The organism is Rhizobium sp. 10N427, assembly GCF_056394605.1.
The window spans coordinates 61485-82110 of record NZ_JBFTID010000017.1 but is presented as its reverse complement, the minus strand read 5'-3'; the positions used below and the strand labels follow the sequence as shown (position 1 = coordinate 82110).

The window sequence follows — 20626 nt, the reverse complement described above, 5'->3', positions numbered from 1 at the left end:
AGAATAACGAAATATACTCTGGACGAATTCACGTTTAGCGTGAAGCGGCCGTGATATGGCTCGAAAGCGCGAAGCTTTCAGGCAGGTCGAAGGAGAGCTTTTCGCCTGCAATTGGTGCAACGACAGCTTCGGCAAGCCGATGCGCCAGGCCGAAGCTGACCTTGAAACCGCCCGTCAGCGCATGCAGATGCGGATGAAGCGGGTGTGGCCCCACCATCGGATCGCGGTCGATCGCCTTCGGCCGCAAGCCGGCCCAGCGCTCGATGACGGGCGCATCGCGGAGGACCGGCGCCATGTCGCGCGCAGCGGCAATCAGCGGATCGAGTAGCGCATCTGTGGACAACGGTTCCGCAAAGCTGTTCTCGCTGGTGCTGCCGACCGCGACATGCCCGCCCTCATGCGCAACGACATAGAGCCCGTCCCGAAAGATCGTCGGCATTGCGGGGTCGATATCGGCCTTCAACAGCGCCGCCTGCCCCTTCACCGGCTGGCCGAGTGGCTGCGGTAGATCGGGCGTGAAGCGCTGAAGGATCGGGAACGAGCCATGCCCGGCGGCAATGATGCAATCGCCGAAGGCGATGCTCCAGCCACCGACAACGGCAATCCGCGCTCCTGTGTCGAGGCTGTCGAGCGCCGCCTCCTCCAGAAGCCGAACATGCTTCGCCCGCATCAGGAACGCCCGGAGCACGGCGATCAGCGCGCGCGGCGCCACCCGGCCGGCCAGCGTATCGTGCACGAAGCCGCTGTCGCCTGCTGCCGCGTCGATCCAGCCCTGAACAGGTGGCGCATCGCTGACATTCCAATGAAACGCTCGTTCCTGCTGATGCCAGTTGGTCTCGGCATCGGCGGAGTGGCGGAGCGCAATGGTCTTCAGATGCGGCTTCGGCAGCGGGATAAGACGGCCGGAGCGCCGGTAGCCGGCCAAAAGCCCGGTTGCCGCCTCAAGCGCCGCAATCTCGCTCTCAAGGCTGACCAGGGCATCGAACTGGAACTGCTTCTTGGCATTCCACTTGTCCGGCACATGCGGCATCAGCGCGCCGAGCAGACCGCCGCTGGCACCCTGCCCGATCGTTCCTGCATCGATCAGCAACGTATCGATCCCGAGCCGCTCCGCATGAACGGCCGCCCAGAGCCCCATGATGCCGCCGCCCACGATCAGGAGATCGGCGGATTGACCGGAGAGAAGAGCCGGACTATCGGCTTGTGGCATGACAGATATCGATCCCGATCAGATTGGCAGCAAAAGCCAGCCGCTCGAATGGCGAGACGGCGATATGCCCTATTCGCAGGCCTTTGGCGACCACTTTTATTGTCAGACCGACGGCCGCCTCGAATGCGGCCACGTGTTCCTCGCGGGCAACGGCCTGCCGGAGCGCTGGGCTAAAAAGCAGAGTTTCCAGATCGGCGAACTCGGCTTCGGCACAGGCCTGAACTTCGCCGAGACCTGGCGCCAGTGGAAGCTGCATCGCGCGGACGGCCAGCACCTGCACTTCATGTCCTTCGAGCTTTATCCGATGCAGCGCGACGAGATTTTCCGCGCCCTGTCGCACTGGCCCGAGATCGATGCCGAGCGCGATGGACTGACGTCCGCCTGGCCGGGGCAACCGCGCGGCATCGTCAGCCTCGACCTTGATCCGCAAACGCGCCTCAGCGTCGTCTGCGGTGCCGCGTTAGACGGCGTGAAGGCTGCCGAGCCAAACTTCGATGCCTGGTATCTCGATGGCTTCGCCCCGTCGCGCAATGGCGACATGTGGTCGGAAGAACTGATGCAGCTGGTCTGCGGGAAGACGGTTCCGGGCGGCAGCTTCGCGACCTATGCCGCAGCCGGTTTCGTCCGCCGCAATCTCGTCGCCGCAGGCTTTGCGGTCGAGCGCCGCAAGGGCTTTGCGGGAAAGCGCGAAATGCTCTGCGGCACGAAACCCCTATAGGCCGGAGCGGCCCGGCACCGGCTCGGTTTTGCCGAGCCATAGCTGGATCTTCTCTTCTAGCAGTTCCGGGCTGATCGGCTTCGACATGTAGTCATCCATCCCGGCATCGAGGCAAAGCTCGCGGTCGCTTTCCAGCGCATGCGCGGTCACGCCGATGATCGGCACGCGATGCCCCTGCCCGCGCTCGCGGGTCCGGATCGCCCGCGTCGCATCGTGGCCGTTCAGGACGGGCATCGACACGTCCATCATGATAATGCGCGGCGAATGCGTCTCCCAGGCATTGACCGCTTCCTGGCCGTTGTTGACCACGAGGAAGCTGAGATTGGTGCCCTGCAGGATCTGCGTGAAGACGATCTGGTTGACCTCGTTATCCTCGGCCACCAGCACATCGACGAACTCGGCCTTGCGCCGAGGCTCCTCGCGCACGGGTTCCTCGAACTCCGGCTCCTTGAGTTGCGCTTCCGCCTGCAGCCGTGCGAGCTCGGTTTCCGAGGCCTGCTTGACGCGCTTGGCCCGGACGACCTCGACGATCGTGCCGCGCAGCAGGTTGGCGCGCGCCGGCTTCATCAGATGCGCCTGGCCGTTCAGCGCCGCGAACTCCTTCTCGGAGCCCGAAATATCCATCGATGTCAGGAAGATGATCGGCAGATTCTCGAAGCGCGGATCGGCGCGCAGGCGGCGCGCCACTTCGGCGCCGTTCATGCGCGGCATATGATAATCGAGCACCAGCGCATCGACCTCGACGCCGACCTGATGCGCAGCCTCCAGAATGGCAATACCCGTCGCGCCACTTTCGGCCGCCACGCCGTCGAAGCCCCAGAGCGTCAGCTGTTCGCTGAGAATCGCGCGGTTCACCTCGTTGTCGTCGATAACTAGAATGCGGGCGCCGCGCACATTGACCGGCAGCGGCTTCGGATCGAGTTTCGCAGCAGCGACCGCGAATGGCAGATTGACGGTGAAGACCGAACCCTTACCCGCGTCGCTCTCGGCATGGATATAGCCGCCGAAGAGATCGACGAGCCCGGCGGTGATCGCCAGCCCGAGACCGGTTCCCTCATGGCGCCGTGTCGAGGAGGAATCGACCTGCGAGAATTTGTCGAACACCGATTGCAGCTTTTCGGCCGGAATGCCGATGCCGGTATCCTCGATCCGGAGCTCGACCATCACCTCACCATCCGATCCCTGCCGGAACCCGATATCGACGAAGACATGGCCCTTCTCGGTGAATTTCACGGCGTTGCCGACCAGATTGGTGACGACCTGCCGGAACCGCCCGGCATCGCCGATGACCGCGGCAGGCAGGTTGGGATCGGCGCGTACCAGAAGTTCCAGATCCTTCTCAGCAGCCTGCGACGACAACAGCGTCGCCACGTCCTCGACCGCTTCGACGAGATCGAACGACGCCTTGCGCAGCTTCATCTGCCCGGCATCGATCTTCGAGAAGTCGAGAATGTCGTTGATGATCGTCAACAGCGCATTGCCGGATTTGACGATGATATCGATGAAGGTCTTCTGTCGCGCATCGAGATCGGTCTTCGCCATCAGCTCGGCCATGCCGAGAACACCGTTCATCGGCGTGCGAATCTCGTGGCTCATATTGGCGAGGAATTCCGATTTGGCGCGGTCGGCGGCTTCGGCGCGCGACAAGAGCCGCTGCAGCTCGCCTTCGCGCTGCTTCATCTCGGTGACGTCGGTGAACAACGCGATCCAGTGGCCGCGTTCGCTGATCGTCGCCTCCATGTTCACCCAGCGCTCGCCCAGGATATGGAAGACGGTGATGATCGGCTCACGCGCGGCGATGGAACTGCGCCAGTAATGCAGCGTATCGGCAGCCGAACCGTTGAAATCGCCGCGCTCGGCGCAGAAATTGAAGAGATCGATCCAGCCACGCCCTGCGGCGAGATATTCGGCAGGGATCTGCAGCACCGGCACCAGCGCCTCATTAGATAGCTGGATGATGCCATCCTGGACGATCGCCAGCCCCTGCGGCATCGCCCGCGTTGCATCGCGCATCAATTCGCCGAGCGTCTCGATCGCCGCCCGTACGTCATGCACTTCCTGCTCGCGCTGGCGGATCGTGCTGATATCGGAATAGGTCAGCAGGATGCGGTCGTCGGAAATCCGCCGGCTGTCGAAGATGATCGACTTGCCGCCCGACCAGTTGAGCTCTACCGGCTCCGGATCGCCCTCGGCGGTGAAATGGTGGCGCCGCGATTCCAGCACTTCCTCCGGCGTCTGGCTGTAGACATAGCGCCCAAGTTCGTGATTGCGGCGGATCACATCGAGAAATGGCCGGCCGTCGAAACGGTCCTCGATCGGCAGATCGCTGATCGTATAGAACTCGTCGTTGACGTAGAGAATATCGAGCTTGTTATCGAGGATCAGCACGCCAACTGGCAGCGAGCGCAGGATGCTTTCGATATCCCGGTGCAGCACTTCGGCATGCTGCTGCGAATTGATGATCTCGGCTTCGCGCTCCTTGAGCGGCGAAATGTCGGAGAAGGAGCCGACGACGTAAAACTTGCCGTCAGGGGTCTGCACACGATTGACGCGCGACAGGATCGGGTAGGACTTGCCGTAGGTACTCGGCACGCGGCCTTCGATCTCCGTTAGCGAACCATTCTTCAGCGCCAGCATATTCTCTTCGTAGATGCCGCGTCCGCTCTCTTCACCGAACATCTCGAATTCGGTGAGGCCGAGCACCTTCGAGCGCTCGTGTCCGGTAAAGGTCTCGTAATACTGGTTGGCATAGACGAGCCGGTGGGCCTCGTCGCGCACGAAGGCGGCGACCGGCAGATCCTCCATGATCGTGCGCAGAAGATCGAGTTCGGCAACGCTTTCGTGCCAGCCCTTTTCGCTGGGCGGCCGCGCACCGCCGCGATAGGCGGAATTGACGACAAGCGGGCGGCCATCGGCGGCAAAGACGCCGATCGGGTGATCGAGCGTTTCGAGGGCGGTACGCACCCGCTCGAAATCGGCCAGCAGCGCCTGATCCGGCCCGGTGGAAACAGCGCGGCGGGGCTGCGGCCGCTTCTCGAAGATGCCGAGCACATAGGCCCGGTCTTCCGACGGCATGAAGCTTTCGATCTGGACGCGCTCGTGGCCTTGCCCCGGCCGGTCGAAGCAGATGGCATTTTCCTCGGTACCGAAGACCAGCGCCCGGCGCTCCTTGTCCTCGCGCTCCTCTTCCTCGGGGCGATCATGCACCTCGCGGCTGCGGCGGCCGATGAAATCGGAGATCTCCATGCCGAAGAAGCGCGCATAGGCTTCGTTGACGGCAACGTAGCGAAGCTCGCTATTCTTGACATAAGCAGGGGTATCCAGATCCGCGATCCGGCTGCATGCCAGTTCCAGAAGGTTACCTGCCGATATCAAAAAGCGTCCACTCCCGCTGTGAATGAAATATTCACGACTGCAACCATAATGCCAAGCCGCTTAACAAGCTTTTAACCATAAAATCTTAGCGCGCGAGCACCGGGCGCCAAAAGCGATGTTAAAGTTGAATCAGAAGACCAGCCGGGCGTCTCATCTATTTGCCATTGCTTGTTCTTTTCCGGCTGCTTCGTTGCCCCGGCGCCCTTGGAATCATGGAGAAAATTTAATCCCGCAGGCGCTTGCGCCACCATCAACGCGCCGCGATCGGGGCGGATTCTGGGACCGGCTTCAAGACAAGCCTTGTCCATGAAAGGAATTCGACATGTCCGTTCTTCATAAGACCATGGCGGCGGGCCTGATTGCGCTGACCTTTGCCGGCGCCACCCTCGCCACCACAGGAACCGCAAACGCCCGCGGCGGCAACGCCTTCTGGGGTGGTGTTGCCGGAGGCGTCGTTGGCGGCGTGGTCGGCGGCGCGATCGCCTCGCGCCCCTATTATCCGCCGGCCTACGCCTATTACCCGCCGCCTGCCTACCCGGCCTACTACGCTCCCCGCTACTGCCATCCGGCATGGCGCTATGACCGCTGGGGCCAGCCCTACCGGATCGAAGTCTGCAGACGCTGAGTGAATTGCGGCGCCGCTTCCTCCCGGCGGCGCCGTCTTCTCTCTAAAACCAGAGGTCGCGCACGCAGCGCCCTTTCGACGGCAGATCGGTGAAGGTCACCAGCCCGTCGAAATGATCGATCGCCAGATCCTCCACCGCCTCCGGGGGCGCGAGCCTGACATTGACCGCCATCCGCCGCCGCCCGTCCGGCTCCAATACCAGGCCGCGCCAGGCGAGAACGCAGGCACAAGAAGGGCAGAACAAGATCTCCAGTGGCGACTTGTCTATTCCCGAGCGCGTATAGGACGCGACAGGTCCGCTGACAGCAACCCGCTCATTTTCATAATCATAAGCCCAGAGCGTCCCGTAGCGGCGGCAGAGCGTACAGTTGCAGGCTGTGATCGATCCCGGATCGCCCTCCAGCGTCCAGTGCGCCTTGCCGCAATGACATGATCCGATCATCATCGATGCCGCTCCTCTTCGTCCACCGCATTGTGCCTCAGCGAGGCTCCAACGGCAAACGCAGCGCCGAAAATCAGGCGTCCGCAGCAGCCCGCAGATAGGCCGCCGACAGCAGGCGTGCCTCCGCACCGAGCCCGTCAAGCGCATCGTCGGCCACCGCCAGCTTTCCGAAGCTGCCCCTTGATAGCCCCGCCAGCGAGGAAAGCAGCGTGAAGGCCGTCTTCTCCGCCTGACGAAAGGATGCATCCGCCGCATTGGTCAGGAGCCTGACGACCGCAGCCTCCAGCCTTTTCAGCACATCGGCCGACATCCTGAACTGGTCGATCGCGCCGGCCACCCGGTAGAGCGCGGTGGTGGCGTCGGGACGCGCGAGTTTCACCGAGATATAGGCATCCGCAATATCTTCCGCGATCGCCGCAATCGGCTTTCCGTCACCCGGTATGGCCTCGATCGCCTCGGCGATCTGTTCGAAATGGCGCAGCAGAATTGCGAAGAGCAGCGCCTGCTTGTTGGGGAAATATTGATAGAGGGTGCCGACGGAGACACCGGCACGCTCGGCCACCCGCGTTGTCGTAAACAGCGCCAGCCCGCCCGTCAGCAAAACCTGAATCGCTGCCTCGTGAATGGCCTGGACCGTCGCGCCCGATCGTGCCTGCACCGGCGCTTTCCTCGGCTTCAGCCGTGATGGGATGGCGTTTTCCAAATGCGAATACCGAACTGAAGGATCCTTCAGGTATATTTGCGGCTGACGTGAGGGTCAAGCAAACGGCGCCTCACCCGGCAGCATCGGAAACAGGGAAAGAGCATCGCGATGATCGAGAACCAGATGACCACAGGCGAACACGGCATCAGCCGCAGGCTGTTCCTCGCCACGGCCGCAGGCGCGGCCATGGCATCCTTGCCATCAAATGCCTCGGCCCAGCAGGCCGCCTTGCCCCGCGTCCTGACGTTCAACGATCACGAGCCGCTTGGCGGAATGCGCACCCGGTTTCTCAAGGACGTGCTGTTCCCAGCAATCGAACGGGAATCGAACGGGCGGCTGAAGATCGAGGATCACTGGAACGGTGAGATCGCCGCCGCCTATGACGCGCTCGGTGCGGTCAGCACATCCAAGGCCGACATGGCGACCGTCGTGCCGGAATATACTGCCAAGGAATTGCCGCTGCACCAGATTTTCAAGAGTTTCCCAACCGGCCCGGCCGGAAGCGCGCAGGTCGATTTCTTCCGCCGCGTCTACGCCGAAGTTCCGGCCTTCCCCGCGGAGCTGGAGAAAAACAACATCGTTCCGCTTTTCTGTGGCACCGGATATCCCGTGGCCTTTTTCAGCACCAAGCCGATGGCGGATCTGGATGGCCTGAAGGGCGGCAAATGGCGTTCGGCGAGCTTCTGGCATCTGGACTTCCTGCGCAATGCCGGAGCAACCCCTGTCACCATGCATTGGGGACCTGAAATCTATGATGCTTTGAAAGCCGGAACGCTTGATGGCCTGATGGTGAATGTCGACAGCGGCTATATGCTGAAGGTCCACGAAGCCGCGCCCAACGTACTGGTGTCGAAGGATCTGTGGCTCGGCCACCTCTATATGCTGACGATCAACAAGGACGTCTGGAACACCCTCGCTCAGGAAGACAAGGATGCCATCGCCCGCGCCGCAGAGACGTCGTACAGGGCTCTCGGCCCGGTGATGGATCGCAGCTTCGATGCACAACTGGCGGAACTGAAAACCGCTGGGGCGTCCGTGCGAATTCTCGAGCCCGCCGAGCCCGTGCGCTTTGGCTCGGCCGCCAAATATCGCGACGTGCAGTCGGCCTGGGCGGAAGAGCAGAAGCGCAGCGGCACTGGCATTGCCGGTGCCGTACTGGCCGAGGTTACAGCGATCATGAACGATATCATGGGGTGAGTGGCAGCGGTCCCACCCTGCTTCTCCGTGACATGATCGAGGTGCCGGTCGCCGCTCCGGCGATCGGCACGCAATCGCCATATAGCCATCGCCTCTTGACTTTCAGCGCGAACTAGACCAAATGCAGCCCAGCTTTCACCTTCCGGCCGCCGCGTGAGCGTGCCCCTGCCAGCAAATAGGAGCAGGAAGAAGGACAAAAGCGCATTTCGTATTGACCGCATCCCAAGACGCGGCAGAAGCGCTGGAAAGCTTTTTCCAACAAGACAAGTTCCCACTTCACGCGGGGTTCTTGACGCCAGAACAACACCGGGCCGCATTCCGCGCTCCGGCGATTTGGTTTTGGCGCGCCCTGAAAAGGTTATGACTTGACCAATTTTGAATCGCTTGGTGTCTCCAAGCCGATCGTCGCCACTCTTTTCCAGCTCGGCATCGAAACGCCGACCCCCATCCAGGAAAAGGCGATCCCCCTGCTCATCCAGGGTCGTGACCTCATCGGTCTCGCCCAGACCGGCACCGGCAAGACGGCCGCCTTCGGCCTGCCGCTCATCGAAAAGCTGATCCCCGAAGAGCGCCGCCCCGACAACCGCACCACCCGTACGCTGATCCTGGCGCCGACCCGCGAACTGGTGAACCAGATCGCCGTCAACCTGAAGAACTTCCTGCGCAAGTCGCATCTGCGCATCAACGTCGTCGTCGGCGGCGTGTCGATCAACAAGCAGCAGCTGCAGCTTGAAAAGGGCACCGACATCCTAGTCGCCACCCCGGGCCGCCTGCTCGACCTCGTCAACCGCCGCGCCATCGGCCTGACCGCCGTGCGCTACCTCGTGCTCGACGAAGCCGACCAGATGCTTGACCTGGGCTTCGTGCATGACCTGCGCAAGATCTCCAAGATGGTGCCGAAGAAGCGCCAGACCATGCTGTTTTCGGCCACCATGCCGAAGGCGATTGCCGATCTCGCCGCCGACTTCCTGACCGATCCGGTTACCGTCGAAGTCACGCCTCCGGGCAAGGCTGCTGACAAGGTCGAGCAGTACGTTCACTTCGTCAACGGCAAGAACGACAAGACCGACCTCTTGAAGAAGTCGCTGACGCAGAACCCGGATGGCCGCGCCATCGTCTTCCTGCGCACCAAGCATGGTGCCGAGAAGCTGATGAAGCATCTCGATTCCGTCGGCTACTCGGTCGCCTCGATCCATGGCAACAAGAGTCAGGGCCAGCGCGAGCGCGCCCTGAAGTCCTTCAAGGACGGCGATATCAAGACGCTGATCGCCACCGACGTTGCCGCCCGCGGCATCGACATTCCGGCCGTCAGCCACGTCTACAACTACGACCTGCCTGAAGTCGCCGAAGCCTATGTCCACCGCATCGGCCGTACCGCCCGTGCCGGCCGTGACGGTATCGCGATCGCCTTCTGCGCCCCAGATGAAGCCCGCCTGCTCCGCGACATCGAGAAGCTGATGAACATCAGCATCACCGTTGCCAGCGGCGAAGCGCCGGCCGACATGCGCGCCGCCCCGCGCCGTGCAAATGGCAACGGCAATGGCAACAACCGCAATCGCGGTGGCGAGCGTCAGGCCCGTGGCGGCGAAGGCCGCAGCGAGCAGCCCCGTGGCGAAAACCGCGGCAACCGTCCGCAGCGTCCGCGCCGCGAAGGTGAAGGCGGTGAGGTTCGTGCAGGTGGCGAGGAGCGCCGCGAGCGCCGTCCCCGTCCCGAGCGCCAGACCCAGCGCAACGAGGACTTCCGCGGCCAGCGCCGTGGCGAAGTCGCTCCGGACCTCGGCCCGGACAACGATCTCGCAACGACGTCGGATTTCCGTCCTGCCGTCAAGAAGCCGCAGCGTCCGCACCATGGCGGTGGCGAAAACCGCCATCATCCGGGCGGCGCCCGCAATGCCCACGGCCGTCCAGCCCGCAAGCATGGCGAAGGCCAGCAGGCCCAGGGCGAGCGCAAGGATGGCTCCGGCGGCATCCGCCGCAAGGGCCCGCGCAACGGCGGTGGCCAGCGCCGCGAACAGGCCTGAGCGTCTGTCCGAATACTGAATTCACGAAGAGGCCGGTATATTCCGGCCTCTTTTTGTTTTAAAACATAGGAGACGGCTTACATCCGGATAAGCGGCCTTGAAGCGCCGTGAACCGGTCACATGTGAAAAACGACATTGCAATCTGCATGCGAGACGCCGGGATCGTCATCCAAGCAGTATTGTTGGGCGCAGGCTCCGGACAGGAGCGGGCGCCGTTAACTGTGTTTATTTTCAAGTCCATTGGATTAAGTGAGATAGCCAGTGTCATTGCCTTCGAGATCGAGCGCGCGCCGCTTCCAGTTCATCCTGATCAAACCGTCGCACTATGACGACGACGGTTACGTGATCCGCTGGTGGCGGGCGATGATCCCTTCCAATTCGCTGGCCGCGCTTTACGGCATCGCCGCCGACTGCGGCGAGCGCGAGGTGCTCGGCCCAGGTGTCGGCATCGATATCAAGGTGATCGACGAGACCAACACCCGGGTCAATATTCCGGAACTCCTGTCACTGCTTGCCCGCAACGGCAATTTTGGCATGGTCGGCCTCATCGGCGTGCAGTCCAACCAATATCCCCGCGCCCTCGATATCGCCCGCCCCTTCCGCGCCGCCGGCATTCCTGTGTCGATGGGGGGCTTCCATGTCTCCGGCTGTCTGTCGATGCTCGACGGCAAGGCCGTGGAGCTCGATGCCTGCCGTGAAATGGGCATCTCGATGTTTGCCGGTGAAGCCGAAGGGCGCCTCGACAAGGTGCTGCAGGACGCAGCCTATGGCCAGCTGGAACCCGTCTACAATTTCATGAACGATCTGCCCGGCATCGGCGGCACGCCCGTGCCCTTCCTGCGCAAGGAAAACATCCAGCACACGCTCGGCCTCTCCAGCAGTTTCGATGCCGGACGCGGCTGCCCCTACCAGTGCTCGTTCTGTACGATCATCAATGTCCAGGGCCGCAAGTCGCGCTTCCGCTCGGCCGACGACATCGAAAAGCTGGTCCGGATGAACTGGGCGCAGGGCATCCACAAGTTCTTCATCACCGACGACAACTTCGCCCGCAACCGCGATTGGGAAGCGATCTTCGACCGGCTGATCGAACTGAGGGAGAAGGATGGCATTCCGCTCGGCCTGATGATCCAGGTCGATACGCTCTGCCACAAGATCCCGAACTTCATCGAAAAATCGAAGCGCGCTGGCGTTACGCGCGTCTTCATCGGCCTCGAAAACGTCAACCCCGACAATCTGACAGCCGCCAAGAAGAACCAGAACAAGATCACCGAATACCGCAAGATGCTACTCGCCTGGAAGGCGCAGGGCATCATGACGCTGGCCGGCTACATCCTGGGCTTCCCGGCCGACACGCCCGAAAGCATCCGCCGCGACATCCAGATCATCCAGCACGAACTTCCGCTTGATGTCATCGAGTTCTTCGTGCTGACGCCCCTGCCGGGTTCAGAGGACCATCAGACGCTATGGCGCAAGGGCGTCGAGATGGACGGCGATCTCAACACCTACGACGTCGAGCATGTCTGCACCGCTCATGACAAGATGAGCCGCGCAGAATGGGAGACGGTCTACCGTGAGGCGTGGTCGCTCTATTACTCGCCCGAGCATGTGAAGACGCTGCTGCGCCGCGCGGTAGCAACAGGCGTTCCGCTCGCTAGCCTCGTCAAGGTCCTCGTCTCCTTCGCAACGACGGTCCCACTCGAAAACGTTCATCCGCTGCAGAGCGGGTTGCTGCGCCTGAAGCACCCCTCGGAACTGCGACCCGGCCTGAAGCCGGTCCATCCGATGCTCTTCTGGCCTCGCTTTGCCAGGGAAACTTTCAGCAAGCACATGAAGCTTGCCGGTGTGATAGCAAAGATGAGCTACGCCGCCTTCAAGATTGCCAGGGACCCGGCCTCGAAGACCTACATGGATCAGGCGCTGACGCCGGTCGAGGACAACGAGGAAGAGCGCCTCGAGCTTTTCACCAAGACCTCAGGCGGCACCGCCGCCGTCACCCACGTCCGCAAGATCGCAAAGCTCACCCACGCGGCTCCGGCCGCCGAGTGATCAGGCCTCGATCGTCTGCACGCTCTTTCGATTGGTGAGATAGACACCAGTGACAACAACGACAGTCCCGAGGATGAGCGGCAGTGTCAGCGGCTCGCCGAAGGCGATAAAGGCCTCGATCGCCACCGTCGGCGGCATCAGGTAAATCAGCGAAGCGGCGCGCGACACCTGACCGCGGCGGATCAGGTAGAGCAACAGGCCGATGCCGCCCATCGACAGACCGAAGACCGACCAGGCCAGCGCCGCGAAGGCTTCGGCGGTGCCGTCGAAATGCAGGCTTTCGAAGGCGAGCGCCAGCGGCACGGTGATGATGAGCGCGCCGAGATATTGCAATGTCGCGATGGTATTCAGGTCGCCGCTGTGGAGATGCTTCTTCTGATAGATCGTTCCGTAGGTGACCGAGGCCATGCCGATCAGGTTGATCGTCAGCGGCACCGCCGCATGCATCAGATCGGCGGTCGCCGGTTCGAGAAGCTTGGGCGACACGGCAATGATAATGCCGAGGAAACCAAGCGCCAGACCGAACTTCTGCGCCGGCTGCAGACGCTCACCGATCAGGAAGGGTGCGGCCATCGCCGTCAGTAGCGGCTGCATGGCGGCAATCACGCCAGAGATGCCGGCCGGTACGCCATTCGCGATCGCCCACCATATGGCGGCAAGATAAAAGCCGTGCAGGAAAAATCCGGAATAGATCGCCCGCCAGATGGTCGCCCGGTCGGGCCACTTCGCCTTCAGCACCAGACAGAGCGCCAGGAAGGCGAGCGCCGACAGCGTGTAGCGCATGACGAGAAACGTGAACGGCTCCGAATGCATCGCCGCATATTTCGCCACGACCCAGCCGGTCGACCAGAGAAGCACGAAGATGGCGGGAGCGAAGCGGTCGAGGGTCATGATGCGGCTCGGGGCAAGAGCAAGAATATCCCCGGCTGATAGCCTCCCCGCTCCGCTGCGTCAAAGGCGAAACGTTGATGCTAAATTCAAATCCGGCTGATGCCCAGAAACCGAAATGGCCGGGCGATTGCCCGGCCATCTCATGGTCAGCTTCCGGTCGGGAGAAGGCCGTCAGCCGATCTTGATGAGCTTGCCTTCCTTGACGGACTGGACCGCAGCATCGGCAAGCGCCAGCGCAGCGAGACCATCGGCACCCGACGGCGCGATCTTGCTGCCCTTTTCGATCGCGGCGATGAAACTGGCGATCTCGTTGGCATAGGCTTCGGTGTAGCGGGTCATGAAGAAGTCGTGCAGCGGCGGGCGGGTATAGCCGTCGCCATTGGCGACTTCGATCGAAACGGGGCGCTGGTTCTCGGCGGCAACCATGCCCTTCGAACCATGCACTTCGATGCGCTGGTCGTAGCCATAGGTGGCGCGGCGCGAGTTGGAGATCATCGCCTGCTTGCCGGATTTCGTCTGCAACAGAACCGAGACGCTGTCGTAATCGCCAGCTTCGCCGATCGCCTTGTCGACGAGAACGGCAGCCGTTGCGAAAACCGAGACCGGCTCTTCGCCGAGCAGGAAACGCGCCATGTCGAAGTCATGGATCGTCATGTCGCGGAAGATGCCGCCCGAACGCTTGATGTAGTCGACCGGCGGCGCGCCGGGATCACGCGAGGTGATCGTCACCATCTCGACATCGCCGATGCGGCCATCGTCGATCGTCTTGCGAACGGCCATGAAATGCGGGTCGAAGCGGCGGTTGAAGCCAACCATCAGCTTGCCCTTGTTCTCTTCCACGACCTTCATGCAGGCCCGGACGCGGCCGACATCGAGATCGATCGGCTTTTCGCAGAAGATCGCCTTCCCGGCGCGCGCGAAGCGCTCGATCAGATCGGCATGCGTATCCGTCGGCGTACAGATGACGACGGCATCGATATCCTTGGCGGCTTCGATCGCCTCGATCGTGCGCACTTCGCAGCCATAGGCCGAAGCGATGGCGTCTGCTGCCTGCGGAAATGCATCGGCGACGGCGACGAGCTTGGCATTCGCATCGCCGCTTACGGCCTTGGCATGCACCTTGCCAATACGGCCGGCACCGAGAAGACCAAATCTGACAGTCATGAGAACCTCCCTGAGAATTCGGAACAAATGGACCGAATTGCAATATTTCTGGAATTTTCATTCCATTTTTGACGCGAGCCGTCAAGCCCGCCACCCTTTCACATTTGTGAAATCCATCCTAAAGACAAGTGATGGAAATATGACCGGGGAACTTATGCAGCTGATTGATCCAACCCATCCCGCCTATCGCAACGTCTGGGTACGTGCGCTCATCGTTGCAGTCTGCCTTGGCTGGGCGGGTGTGGAATTTTTCGGCGGCGATCCCTTCTGGGGCGTGCTGTCGGGCGCAGCGGGCATCTATGCCTTCTATATGCTGTTCTGGACCTTCAAGCCGCAGCCTGCGGAAGAGAAGACAGAAAGCGCGGAGCCCGTCGCCGAAGACAAGGATCCGGAGTGATCAGCGGCTAAGGCGGCGCACCGCTTCATCGATCAGAAGATTCGCCAGTGTCATGCGCCGCGTCGCGTTGTCGCGGAACTGCGGCAGCACGCGATCGGGATGATTGGCCTTGGCAAAGGCGCGGCGCTTTTCACCGAGCGACTGCACCGTATCCGTCGATGAGATCGCCAGCTCCGCCGCAATGTCGGCCGGGGCGATGCGAGACAGATGTTCGGGCATGACGGGTTCCGGCTCAGGCTCCGGTGCGGGTTCAGGCTCAGGCTCGGCCACAGGCGCTTCCGGCGCGGGTGGTGGCGCCTCGAATTCGAGATTGTCGAAATAGGCCTGGCCGGGCTTCTGCGCCCCCGCAGCCGACACGCCTTCCATCACATCGAAGGCAAGGCCGGTCGCGAAACCGCGAACGCGATAGGCCGCGGGCTGATCGCCAGCCTCGTCGTCTTCCTCGCCTTCTTCCGCCTTCAGGCGCTCCAGAACCGACTGGAACACCGATTGTCCGAACAGCATGTCGCCTTCCCGTTTCGAAGGGGCGCAGTCTCGCGCCCCAACATGGCGCCGGGCTTGTGGCTATGGAGACAGCGCCATCGCTTCCGCGAGGATCAGGTCGTAAAGCAGCCGCGCGCTCGGCGGCAGCGCCCGCTCTCGCGCCGTGATCAGGCTGTAAGGCTTGACGTTGATCTCGAATTCGGTCGGCAGGATGCGAACATCGGCAGCCTGCGAATTCTGGCTCGCCAGGAACTGCGCGACGTCGATCGCCACCGGCGCGATCGCATCCGTCTTGCAGACGATGGCGCAGGTCAGAAGCAGCGACGAGGTGTTGACGATATTTCCGGGTACCGGAACACCCGCCCCCAGGAAGATGTCCTCCACTGTCCGGCGCAGCAGCGTGCCCGGCGGCTGGAACACCCAGTCATAGTCGCTAAGGTCGGACAGGCTGCTCGGGCCGCCCTGCAACAGCGGATGCCCGCTGCGCACGATCAGGCAGGCCTTCTCGATGCCGATCTCGCGCACCTCGAAAAGCCGCGGATTGAGATCGTCGGGGATGCGGCTGATGATGAAGTCGTGCCGCGCCGCCAGGAGCTCGCGCGCCAGTACGTTGCTGGTCTCCACCTGGATGTTGACCTCGATCCCCGGGAAGCTCTTTCGCACCTTGTCGATGGCGGGAACGACGAGGCTCATGGCCGGCGCCGTGACCGCGCCGATGAACACCGAACCGCCCTTCCCGCTCTTCAGTTCGGCGATCTCCCGGCCCGCCTCGCGCAGCTCCAGCAGGATCTTGCGTGCACGTCTGGCGAGTGCTTCTCCGAAGGTCGTCAGTACCACGCCGCGTGCCACCCTCTCGTAGAGCGCGGTCTTCAGGATTGATTCCATTTCGGACAGCATCCGCGATGCGGCGGGCTGCGAGATGGCGAGCGTCTCCGCCGCGGCCGAAATCTGGCCGCTATCTTCGATTGCGACGATCATACGCAGGTGATTCAGCTTTAAACCCGCACGCAGAAAGGCATCGTCGGCAAAATTATCGCTGTGGATATCGACGTGATCCAGCGAAAGCGGCTCGGAAATGACCGGCATGGTTGCGGCCTCCCCTCCGCCTTCCATTAAAAGTAATACTTTTTAACAATATACCAAATTTGTTATGCACTTTACCACTTATTCTATTTGACAGTTATAGGATTCCGTACGAGTTTGCCGCCGTGTGCTGGTTGGCACTCAACACGTGTGAGATCGTGGAGGAGACCTACTTCGTTTCTCACCATCTGAAGTAACTATCCGATCTACGGAACCTGCCACAGTTTCGTGGTGGGCGATTTTTCGTCCGCCGATCTATTAACAAGGGAGAGAGAAATGAAATCCATTATCTCATTGATGGCTGCGGCTGCCTTCGGCGTCGCTTCGTTCGTTGTGCCTGCAATGGCAGCTGACAAGGGCCTCGTTGGCATCGCAATGCCGACCAAGGCTTCGGCTCGCTGGATCGACGACGGCAACAACATCGTCAAGCAGCTCACGGACGCCGGTTACCAGACCGACCTCCAGTACGCTGACGACGACATTCCGAACCAGCTTTCGCAGATCGAAAACATGGTCACCAAGGGTGCCAAGGTTCTCGTTGTTGCTTCTATCGACGGCACGACCCTTTCGGACGTTCTCCAGAAGGCTCATGACGCCGGCATCAAGGTCATCGCTTATGACCGCCTGATCCGCGACTCCGGCAACGTTGACTACTATGCAACGTTCGACAACTTCCAGGTTGGCGTTCTCCAGGCTGGCACGATCGTCGACAAGCTCGGCCTCAAGGACGGCAAGGGCCCGTTCAACATCGAACTCTTCGGCGGTTCGCCGGACGACAACAACGCCTTCTTCTTCTATGACGGCGCAATGTCGGTTCTTCAGCCTTACATCGACAGCGGCAAGCTCGTCGTAAAGTCCGGCCAGACCGGCATGGACAAGGTTGGCACGCTGCGTTGGGATCCGGCAACGGCCCAGGCTCGCATGGACAACCTGCTCTCGGCTAACTACACCGACGCAAAGGTTGACGCTGTTCTGTCGCCTTACGACGGCCTGTCGATCGGCATCATCTCGTCGCTGAAGGGCGTCGGCTACGGTACGGCTGCACAGCCGCTGCCGGTCGTCACCGGCCAGGACTCGGAAATCCCGTCGATCAAGTCGATCATCGCTGGCGAACAGTATTCCTCGATCTTCAAGGATACCCGCGATCTCGCCAAGGTCACCGTTGCCATGGTTGATGCCGTCATGTCCGGCAAGGAGCCGGAAGTGAACGACACCAAGACCTACGACAACGGCGTCAAGGTCGTTCCGTCCTACCTGCTGAAGCCGGTTGCTGTCACCAAGGAGAACTACAAGGCAGTTCTCGTTGATGGCGGTTATTACAAAGAAGACCAGCTGAAGTAATATTATGAATGGCCGGAACCTGCACAATTGCGGGTTCCGGTCTTCGATTCTATGATCGCCAGATCATTTTCGGTCGCGGCGTTGGGTTTTAAAGTAATGGACAATTTAATCCTCGAAATGCGGAACATCACCAAGACGTTCCCGGGTGTGAAAGCGCTCGAGAATGTGAACCTCAAGGTTCGCCAAGGTGAAATCCACGCATTGGTGGGCGAAAACGGGGCCGGCAAATCGACCCTGATGAAAGTGCTCTCCGGCGTTTATCCAGCAGGAAGCTATGAAGGCGACATCGTCTACGAAGGCGACGTCCGCAACTTCAAGGTCCTGAAAGATTCCGAAGAAATCGGCATCGTCATCATCCACCAGGAACTTGCCCTGGTACCGCAGCTTTCGATCGGGGAAAACATCTTCCTCGGCAACGAAAACGCCACCAACGGTGTCATCAGCTGGGGCGAAACGTTCAATCGCACCAAAAAATTGCTGGCCAAGGTCGGCCTGGCGGAATCTCCGAATACGCTCGTGACCGACATCGGCGTCGGCAAGCAGCAGCTCGTCGAGATCGCCAAGGCATTGTCGAAGAGCGTCAAGCTGCTCATCCTCGACGAGCCGACGGCATCGCTGAACGAAAGCGATTCCGACGCATTGCTCACCTTGCTGATGGAATTCCGCAAGCAGGGCATCACCTCGATTATCATTTCGCACAAGCTGAACGAGATCCGCAAGGTCGCCGACCAGATCACGGTCCTGCGCGACGGCATGACCGTCAAGACGCTCGACTGTCATGCGGACGAGATCAGCGAAGACATCATCATCAAGAACATGGTGGGCCGCGACCTGGCCGACCGTTATCCGCCGCGCTCTGTGCCGATCGGCGAGACGATCTTCGAGGTCAAGAACTGGAACGCCTTCCATCAGCAGCATCGCGACCGCCAGGTTCTGCACGACATCAACGTCCATGTCCGTAAGGGCGAGGTCGTCGGCATCGCCGGCCTGATGGGTGCCGGCCGTACCGAATTCGCCATGAGCGTGTTCGGCAAGACCTATGGTCACAAGATCACCGGTGACGTCTTCGTCGATGACAAGAAGGTCGATACGACGACGGTGCGCAAGGCGATCGACGCCGGTCTTGCCTATGTGACCGAAGACCGCAAGCATCTCGGCCTCGTTCTGGGCGAGACGATCGTTCACAACACCACGCTCGCCAATCTGGCGGCGGTGTCGAACGCCACGGTCATCGACAGCGTCAAGGAAACACGGGTCGCGTCCGACTATCGCGCGAAGCTGCGCATTCGTTCTTCCAGTATCTTCCAGGAAGCGGTCAACCTGTCCGGCGGCAACCAGCAGAAGGTGGTTCTGTCGAAATGGCTGTTCTCGGATCCCGATGTTTTGATCCTGGACGAACCAACGCGCGGCATTGATGTTGGCGCTAAATATGAAATCTATACTATCATCAACCAGCTCGCGGCTGACGGCAAAGGCGTTCTGATGATTTCATCGGAAATGCCGGAGCTCCTTGGTACGTGCGACCGCATCTACGTCATGAATGAAGGACGGATCGTTGCGGAACTGCCGAAAGGGGAAGCGAGCCAGGAAACCATCATGCGCGCCATCATGCGTTCAGGAGATAAGAAACAATGACGCCGATCAATCAACCAATCACCGAACAAGGGCGTGTCGTCTCCATCGGCGAATTTGTTCGCGGTAACATCCGCGAGTACGGCATGTTCATCGCGCTCATCGCGATCATGGTGTTCTTCCAGATCTCGACCGGCGGCGTTCTCTTCCGCCCGCTCAACCTGACCAACATCATCCTGCAGAATTCCTTCATCGTCGTCATGGCGCTGGGCATGCTGCTGGTGATCGTTGCCGGCCATATCGATCTTTCGGTTGGCTCCGTCGTCGGTTTCATCGGCGCCATCGCCGCCGTCATGACGGTCGAGTGGCACATGAATTATGTGCTGGCAGCCGTTATTTGTCTGGCCGTGGGTGCGCTGGTTGGCGGCCTGCAGGGCTATTTCGTCGCCTATCACAAGATCCCGTCCTTCATCGTGACTCTTGCGGGCATGCTGGTCTTCCGCGGCCTGACGCTGACCGTGATGACGGGTGCCGGAACCGGCACCAGCATCGGTCCATTCCCGCCCGCCTTCCAGCTGATCAGCATCGGCTTTTTGCCGAACCTCTTCGACATGGGCGGCATTAATTCGACGTCGCTCATCCTGACCGTCGTCGGCGCCGTTACCCTCGTCTACCTGGCCTGGCGCCAGCGCAAGTCGAACGAGAAGCATGGCAACGACGTCGAGCCGCTCGGCTTCTTCCTTGCGCAGAACGGTGTCATCGCTCTCGCCATCCTGGCGCTCGGCTATCAGCTGTCGATCTACAAGGGCTTTCCGAACGTGCTCGTGATCATGCTTGTGCTGATCACTGCTTACGCCTTCATTACCCGCCGCACGACGATCGGCCGCCGCATCTACGCCATGGGCGGCAACGAGAAGGCAACGAAGCTGTCCGGTATCAACACCGAGCGGCTGACGTTCCTCACCTTTGCGAACATGGGCCTGCTTGCCGGTCTCGCCGGTCTCATCGTTGCGCTGCGCCTCAACTCGGCAACGGCAAAGGGCGGTTTCGGCCTGGAGCTTGACGTCATCGCGGCCTGCTTCATCGGCGGTGCATCCGCCCAGGGCGGCGTCGGCAAGGTGACCGGCGCTGTGATCGGTGCTCTCATCATGGGCATCATGAACAACGGCATGTCGATCCACGGCCTCGGCACGGACTCCCAGCAGATGGTCAAGGGCGCAGTCCTTTTGGCCGCCGTCTTCTTCGACGTCTATAACAAGAATAAAGGCTGAGCGCTCCGGCGCCGGCTCCATGCATTCGCATTCGCAGTCATGAAAACGAATAGTTCCGGCTCCCCAGGGAGCCGGACGGGCGGAGCA

At 61.2% G+C, this 20626-nt stretch carries 17 protein-coding genes; 9 read left to right on the top strand and 8 right to left on the bottom strand.

The genetic code is table 11. From position 1 onward, the window contains the following. Nucleotides 1-34: 34 nt before the first annotated feature. Nucleotides 35-1210 (bottom strand): NAD(P)/FAD-dependent oxidoreductase, encoded by a 1176-nt coding sequence (locus AC1DIJ_RS26390; protein WP_112390258.1) that lies wholly within the window; start codon nucleotides 1208-1210, stop codon nucleotides 35-37. Between AC1DIJ_RS26390 and mnmC2 the strand changes: the two genes are divergently transcribed. Then, nucleotides 1209-1928: a tRNA (5-methylaminomethyl-2-thiouridine)(34)-methyltransferase MnmC2 gene (gene mnmC2 / locus AC1DIJ_RS26385; RefSeq protein ID WP_112390257.1), complete on the top strand. Its 720-nt coding sequence runs from the start codon at nucleotides 1209-1211 to the stop codon at nucleotides 1926-1928. The genes AC1DIJ_RS26390 and mnmC2 overlap by 2 nt on opposite strands. On the opposite strand, the gene AC1DIJ_RS26380 is transcribed toward mnmC2, so the two are convergent. Further along, nucleotides 1923-5303 carry a response regulator gene (locus AC1DIJ_RS26380; RefSeq protein ID WP_112390256.1) on the bottom strand — a complete coding sequence of 1127 codons (3381 nt, stop codon included), beginning with the start codon at nucleotides 5301-5303 and terminating at the stop codon, nucleotides 1923-1925. The two genes, mnmC2 and AC1DIJ_RS26380, sit on opposite strands and share 6 nt — an antisense overlap. Before the next feature lie 322 nt (nucleotides 5304-5625). Here AC1DIJ_RS26380 and AC1DIJ_RS26375 point away from each other — a divergent pair, with 322 nt between their 5' ends. Further along, complete coding sequence (locus tag AC1DIJ_RS26375) at nucleotides 5626-5928, top strand: hypothetical protein (protein ID WP_112390255.1); 303 nt, start codon at nucleotides 5626-5628, stop codon at nucleotides 5926-5928. Nucleotides 5929-5971: 43 nt separating this feature from the next. On the opposite strand, the gene AC1DIJ_RS26370 is transcribed toward AC1DIJ_RS26375, so the two are convergent. Both AC1DIJ_RS26370 and AC1DIJ_RS26365 read right to left on the bottom strand, forming a co-directional pair. Beyond that, on the bottom strand, nucleotides 5972-6373 hold the full coding sequence (locus AC1DIJ_RS26370) for a GFA family protein (RefSeq protein ID WP_112390254.1): 402 nt from the start codon (nucleotides 6371-6373) through the stop codon (nucleotides 5972-5974). A 70-nt stretch (nucleotides 6374-6443) separates the two neighbouring features. Continuing rightward, nucleotides 6444-7028, bottom strand: coding sequence for a TetR/AcrR family transcriptional regulator (locus AC1DIJ_RS26365; RefSeq protein WP_162706078.1), 585 nt, complete (start codon nucleotides 7026-7028; stop codon nucleotides 6444-6446). A gap of 153 nt (nucleotides 7029-7181) precedes the next feature. Between AC1DIJ_RS26365 and dctP the strand changes: the two genes are divergently transcribed. From dctP to AC1DIJ_RS26350, 3 genes are all read left to right on the top strand, one after another. Next, nucleotides 7182-8270, top strand: a complete 1089-nt coding sequence (gene dctP, locus AC1DIJ_RS26360; RefSeq protein WP_477831673.1) for a TRAP transporter substrate-binding protein DctP — start codon at nucleotides 7182-7184, stop codon at nucleotides 8268-8270. Nucleotides 8271-8635: 365 nt separating this feature from the next. Then, complete coding sequence (locus tag AC1DIJ_RS26355) at nucleotides 8636-10291, top strand: DEAD/DEAH box helicase (RefSeq protein ID WP_112390252.1); 1656 nt, start codon at nucleotides 8636-8638, stop codon at nucleotides 10289-10291. 261 nt (nucleotides 10292-10552) lie between these two features. Continuing rightward, entirely contained in the window at nucleotides 10553-12337 is a 1785-nt protein-coding gene (locus tag AC1DIJ_RS26350; RefSeq protein ID WP_112390251.1) for a radical SAM protein, read from the top strand. Here the strand turns inward: AC1DIJ_RS26350 and AC1DIJ_RS26345 are convergent, their stop codons facing one another. Together AC1DIJ_RS26345 and iolG are read right to left on the bottom strand one after the other, a co-directional pair. Then, on the bottom strand, nucleotides 12338-13228 hold the full coding sequence (locus AC1DIJ_RS26345) for a DMT family transporter (RefSeq protein WP_112390250.1): 891 nt from the start codon (nucleotides 13226-13228) through the stop codon (nucleotides 12338-12340). It lies immediately after the preceding gene. Between the two features lie 171 nt (nucleotides 13229-13399). Next, entirely contained in the window at nucleotides 13400-14392 is a 993-nt protein-coding gene (gene iolG / locus AC1DIJ_RS26340) for an inositol 2-dehydrogenase (RefSeq protein WP_112390249.1), read from the bottom strand. Between the two features lie 154 nt (nucleotides 14393-14546). Here iolG and AC1DIJ_RS26335 point away from each other — a divergent pair, with 154 nt between their 5' ends. Then, a complete protein-coding gene (locus tag AC1DIJ_RS26335; protein ID WP_112390248.1) occupies nucleotides 14547-14789 on the top strand; it encodes a hypothetical protein in 243 nt (80 codons plus the stop codon). Here the strand turns inward: AC1DIJ_RS26335 and AC1DIJ_RS26330 are convergent, their stop codons facing one another. Both AC1DIJ_RS26330 and AC1DIJ_RS26325 read right to left on the bottom strand, forming a co-directional pair. Next, complete coding sequence (locus tag AC1DIJ_RS26330; RefSeq protein WP_112390247.1) at nucleotides 14790-15293, bottom strand: hypothetical protein; 504 nt, start codon at nucleotides 15291-15293, stop codon at nucleotides 14790-14792. 60 nt (nucleotides 15294-15353) lie between these two features. Further along, nucleotides 15354-16358 (bottom strand): LysR family transcriptional regulator, encoded by a 1005-nt coding sequence (locus AC1DIJ_RS26325; protein WP_112390246.1) that lies wholly within the window; start codon nucleotides 16356-16358, stop codon nucleotides 15354-15356. Nucleotides 16359-16631: 273 nt separating this feature from the next. Between AC1DIJ_RS26325 and chvE the strand changes: the two genes are divergently transcribed. From chvE to mmsB, 3 genes are all read left to right on the top strand, one after another. Beyond that, a complete protein-coding gene (chvE, locus tag AC1DIJ_RS26320; protein ID WP_112390245.1) occupies nucleotides 16632-17696 on the top strand; it encodes a multiple monosaccharide ABC transporter substrate-binding protein in 1065 nt (354 codons plus the stop codon). A gap of 96 nt (nucleotides 17697-17792) precedes the next feature. Next, nucleotides 17793-19331, top strand: coding sequence for a multiple monosaccharide ABC transporter ATP-binding protein (gene mmsA / locus AC1DIJ_RS26315; protein WP_112390244.1), 1539 nt, complete (start codon nucleotides 17793-17795; stop codon nucleotides 19329-19331). Next, the gene (mmsB, locus tag AC1DIJ_RS26310) at nucleotides 19328-20539 is read left to right on the top strand and encodes a multiple monosaccharide ABC transporter permease (protein ID WP_112390243.1); all 1212 of its coding nucleotides are present in this window, start codon (nucleotides 19328-19330) and stop codon (nucleotides 20537-20539) included. Before mmsA ends, mmsB begins: the two co-directional genes overlap by 4 nt. Nucleotides 20540-20626: the final 87 nt, after the last annotated feature.

What these genes read in the sequence shown, in the direction of transcription:
- AC1DIJ_RS26325 (WP_112390246.1), bottom strand. Translation starts at nt 16,358, where the DNA reads ATGCCGGTCATTTCCGAGCCGCTTTCGCTGGATCACGTCGATATCCAC.
- AC1DIJ_RS26375 (WP_112390255.1), top strand. Translation starts at nt 5,626, where the DNA reads ATGTCCGTTCTTCATAAGACCATGGCGGCGGGCCTGATTGCGCTGACC.
- AC1DIJ_RS26370 (WP_112390254.1), bottom strand. Translation starts at nt 6,373, where the DNA reads ATGATGATCGGATCATGTCATTGCGGCAAGGCGCACTGGACGCTGGAG.
- AC1DIJ_RS26330 (WP_112390247.1), bottom strand. Translation starts at nt 15,293, where the DNA reads ATGCTGTTCGGACAATCGGTGTTCCAGTCGGTTCTGGAGCGCCTGAAG.
- mmsA (WP_112390244.1), top strand. Translation starts at nt 17,793, where the DNA reads ATGGACAATTTAATCCTCGAAATGCGGAACATCACCAAGACGTTCCCG.
- iolG (WP_112390249.1), bottom strand. Translation starts at nt 14,392, where the DNA reads ATGACTGTCAGATTTGGTCTTCTCGGTGCCGGCCGTATTGGCAAGGTG.
- dctP (WP_477831673.1), top strand. Translation starts at nt 7,182, where the DNA reads ATGATCGAGAACCAGATGACCACAGGCGAACACGGCATCAGCCGCAGG.
- AC1DIJ_RS26390 (WP_112390258.1), bottom strand. Translation starts at nt 1,210, where the DNA reads ATGCCACAAGCCGATAGTCCGGCTCTTCTCTCCGGTCAATCCGCCGAT.
- chvE (WP_112390245.1), top strand. Translation starts at nt 16,632, where the DNA reads ATGAAATCCATTATCTCATTGATGGCTGCGGCTGCCTTCGGCGTCGCT.
- mmsB (WP_112390243.1), top strand. Translation starts at nt 19,328, where the DNA reads ATGACGCCGATCAATCAACCAATCACCGAACAAGGGCGTGTCGTCTCC.
- AC1DIJ_RS26345 (WP_112390250.1), bottom strand. Translation starts at nt 13,228, where the DNA reads ATGACCCTCGACCGCTTCGCTCCCGCCATCTTCGTGCTTCTCTGGTCG.
- mnmC2 (WP_112390257.1), top strand. Translation starts at nt 1,209, where the DNA reads ATGACAGATATCGATCCCGATCAGATTGGCAGCAAAAGCCAGCCGCTC.
- AC1DIJ_RS26335 (WP_112390248.1), top strand. Translation starts at nt 14,547, where the DNA reads ATGCAGCTGATTGATCCAACCCATCCCGCCTATCGCAACGTCTGGGTA.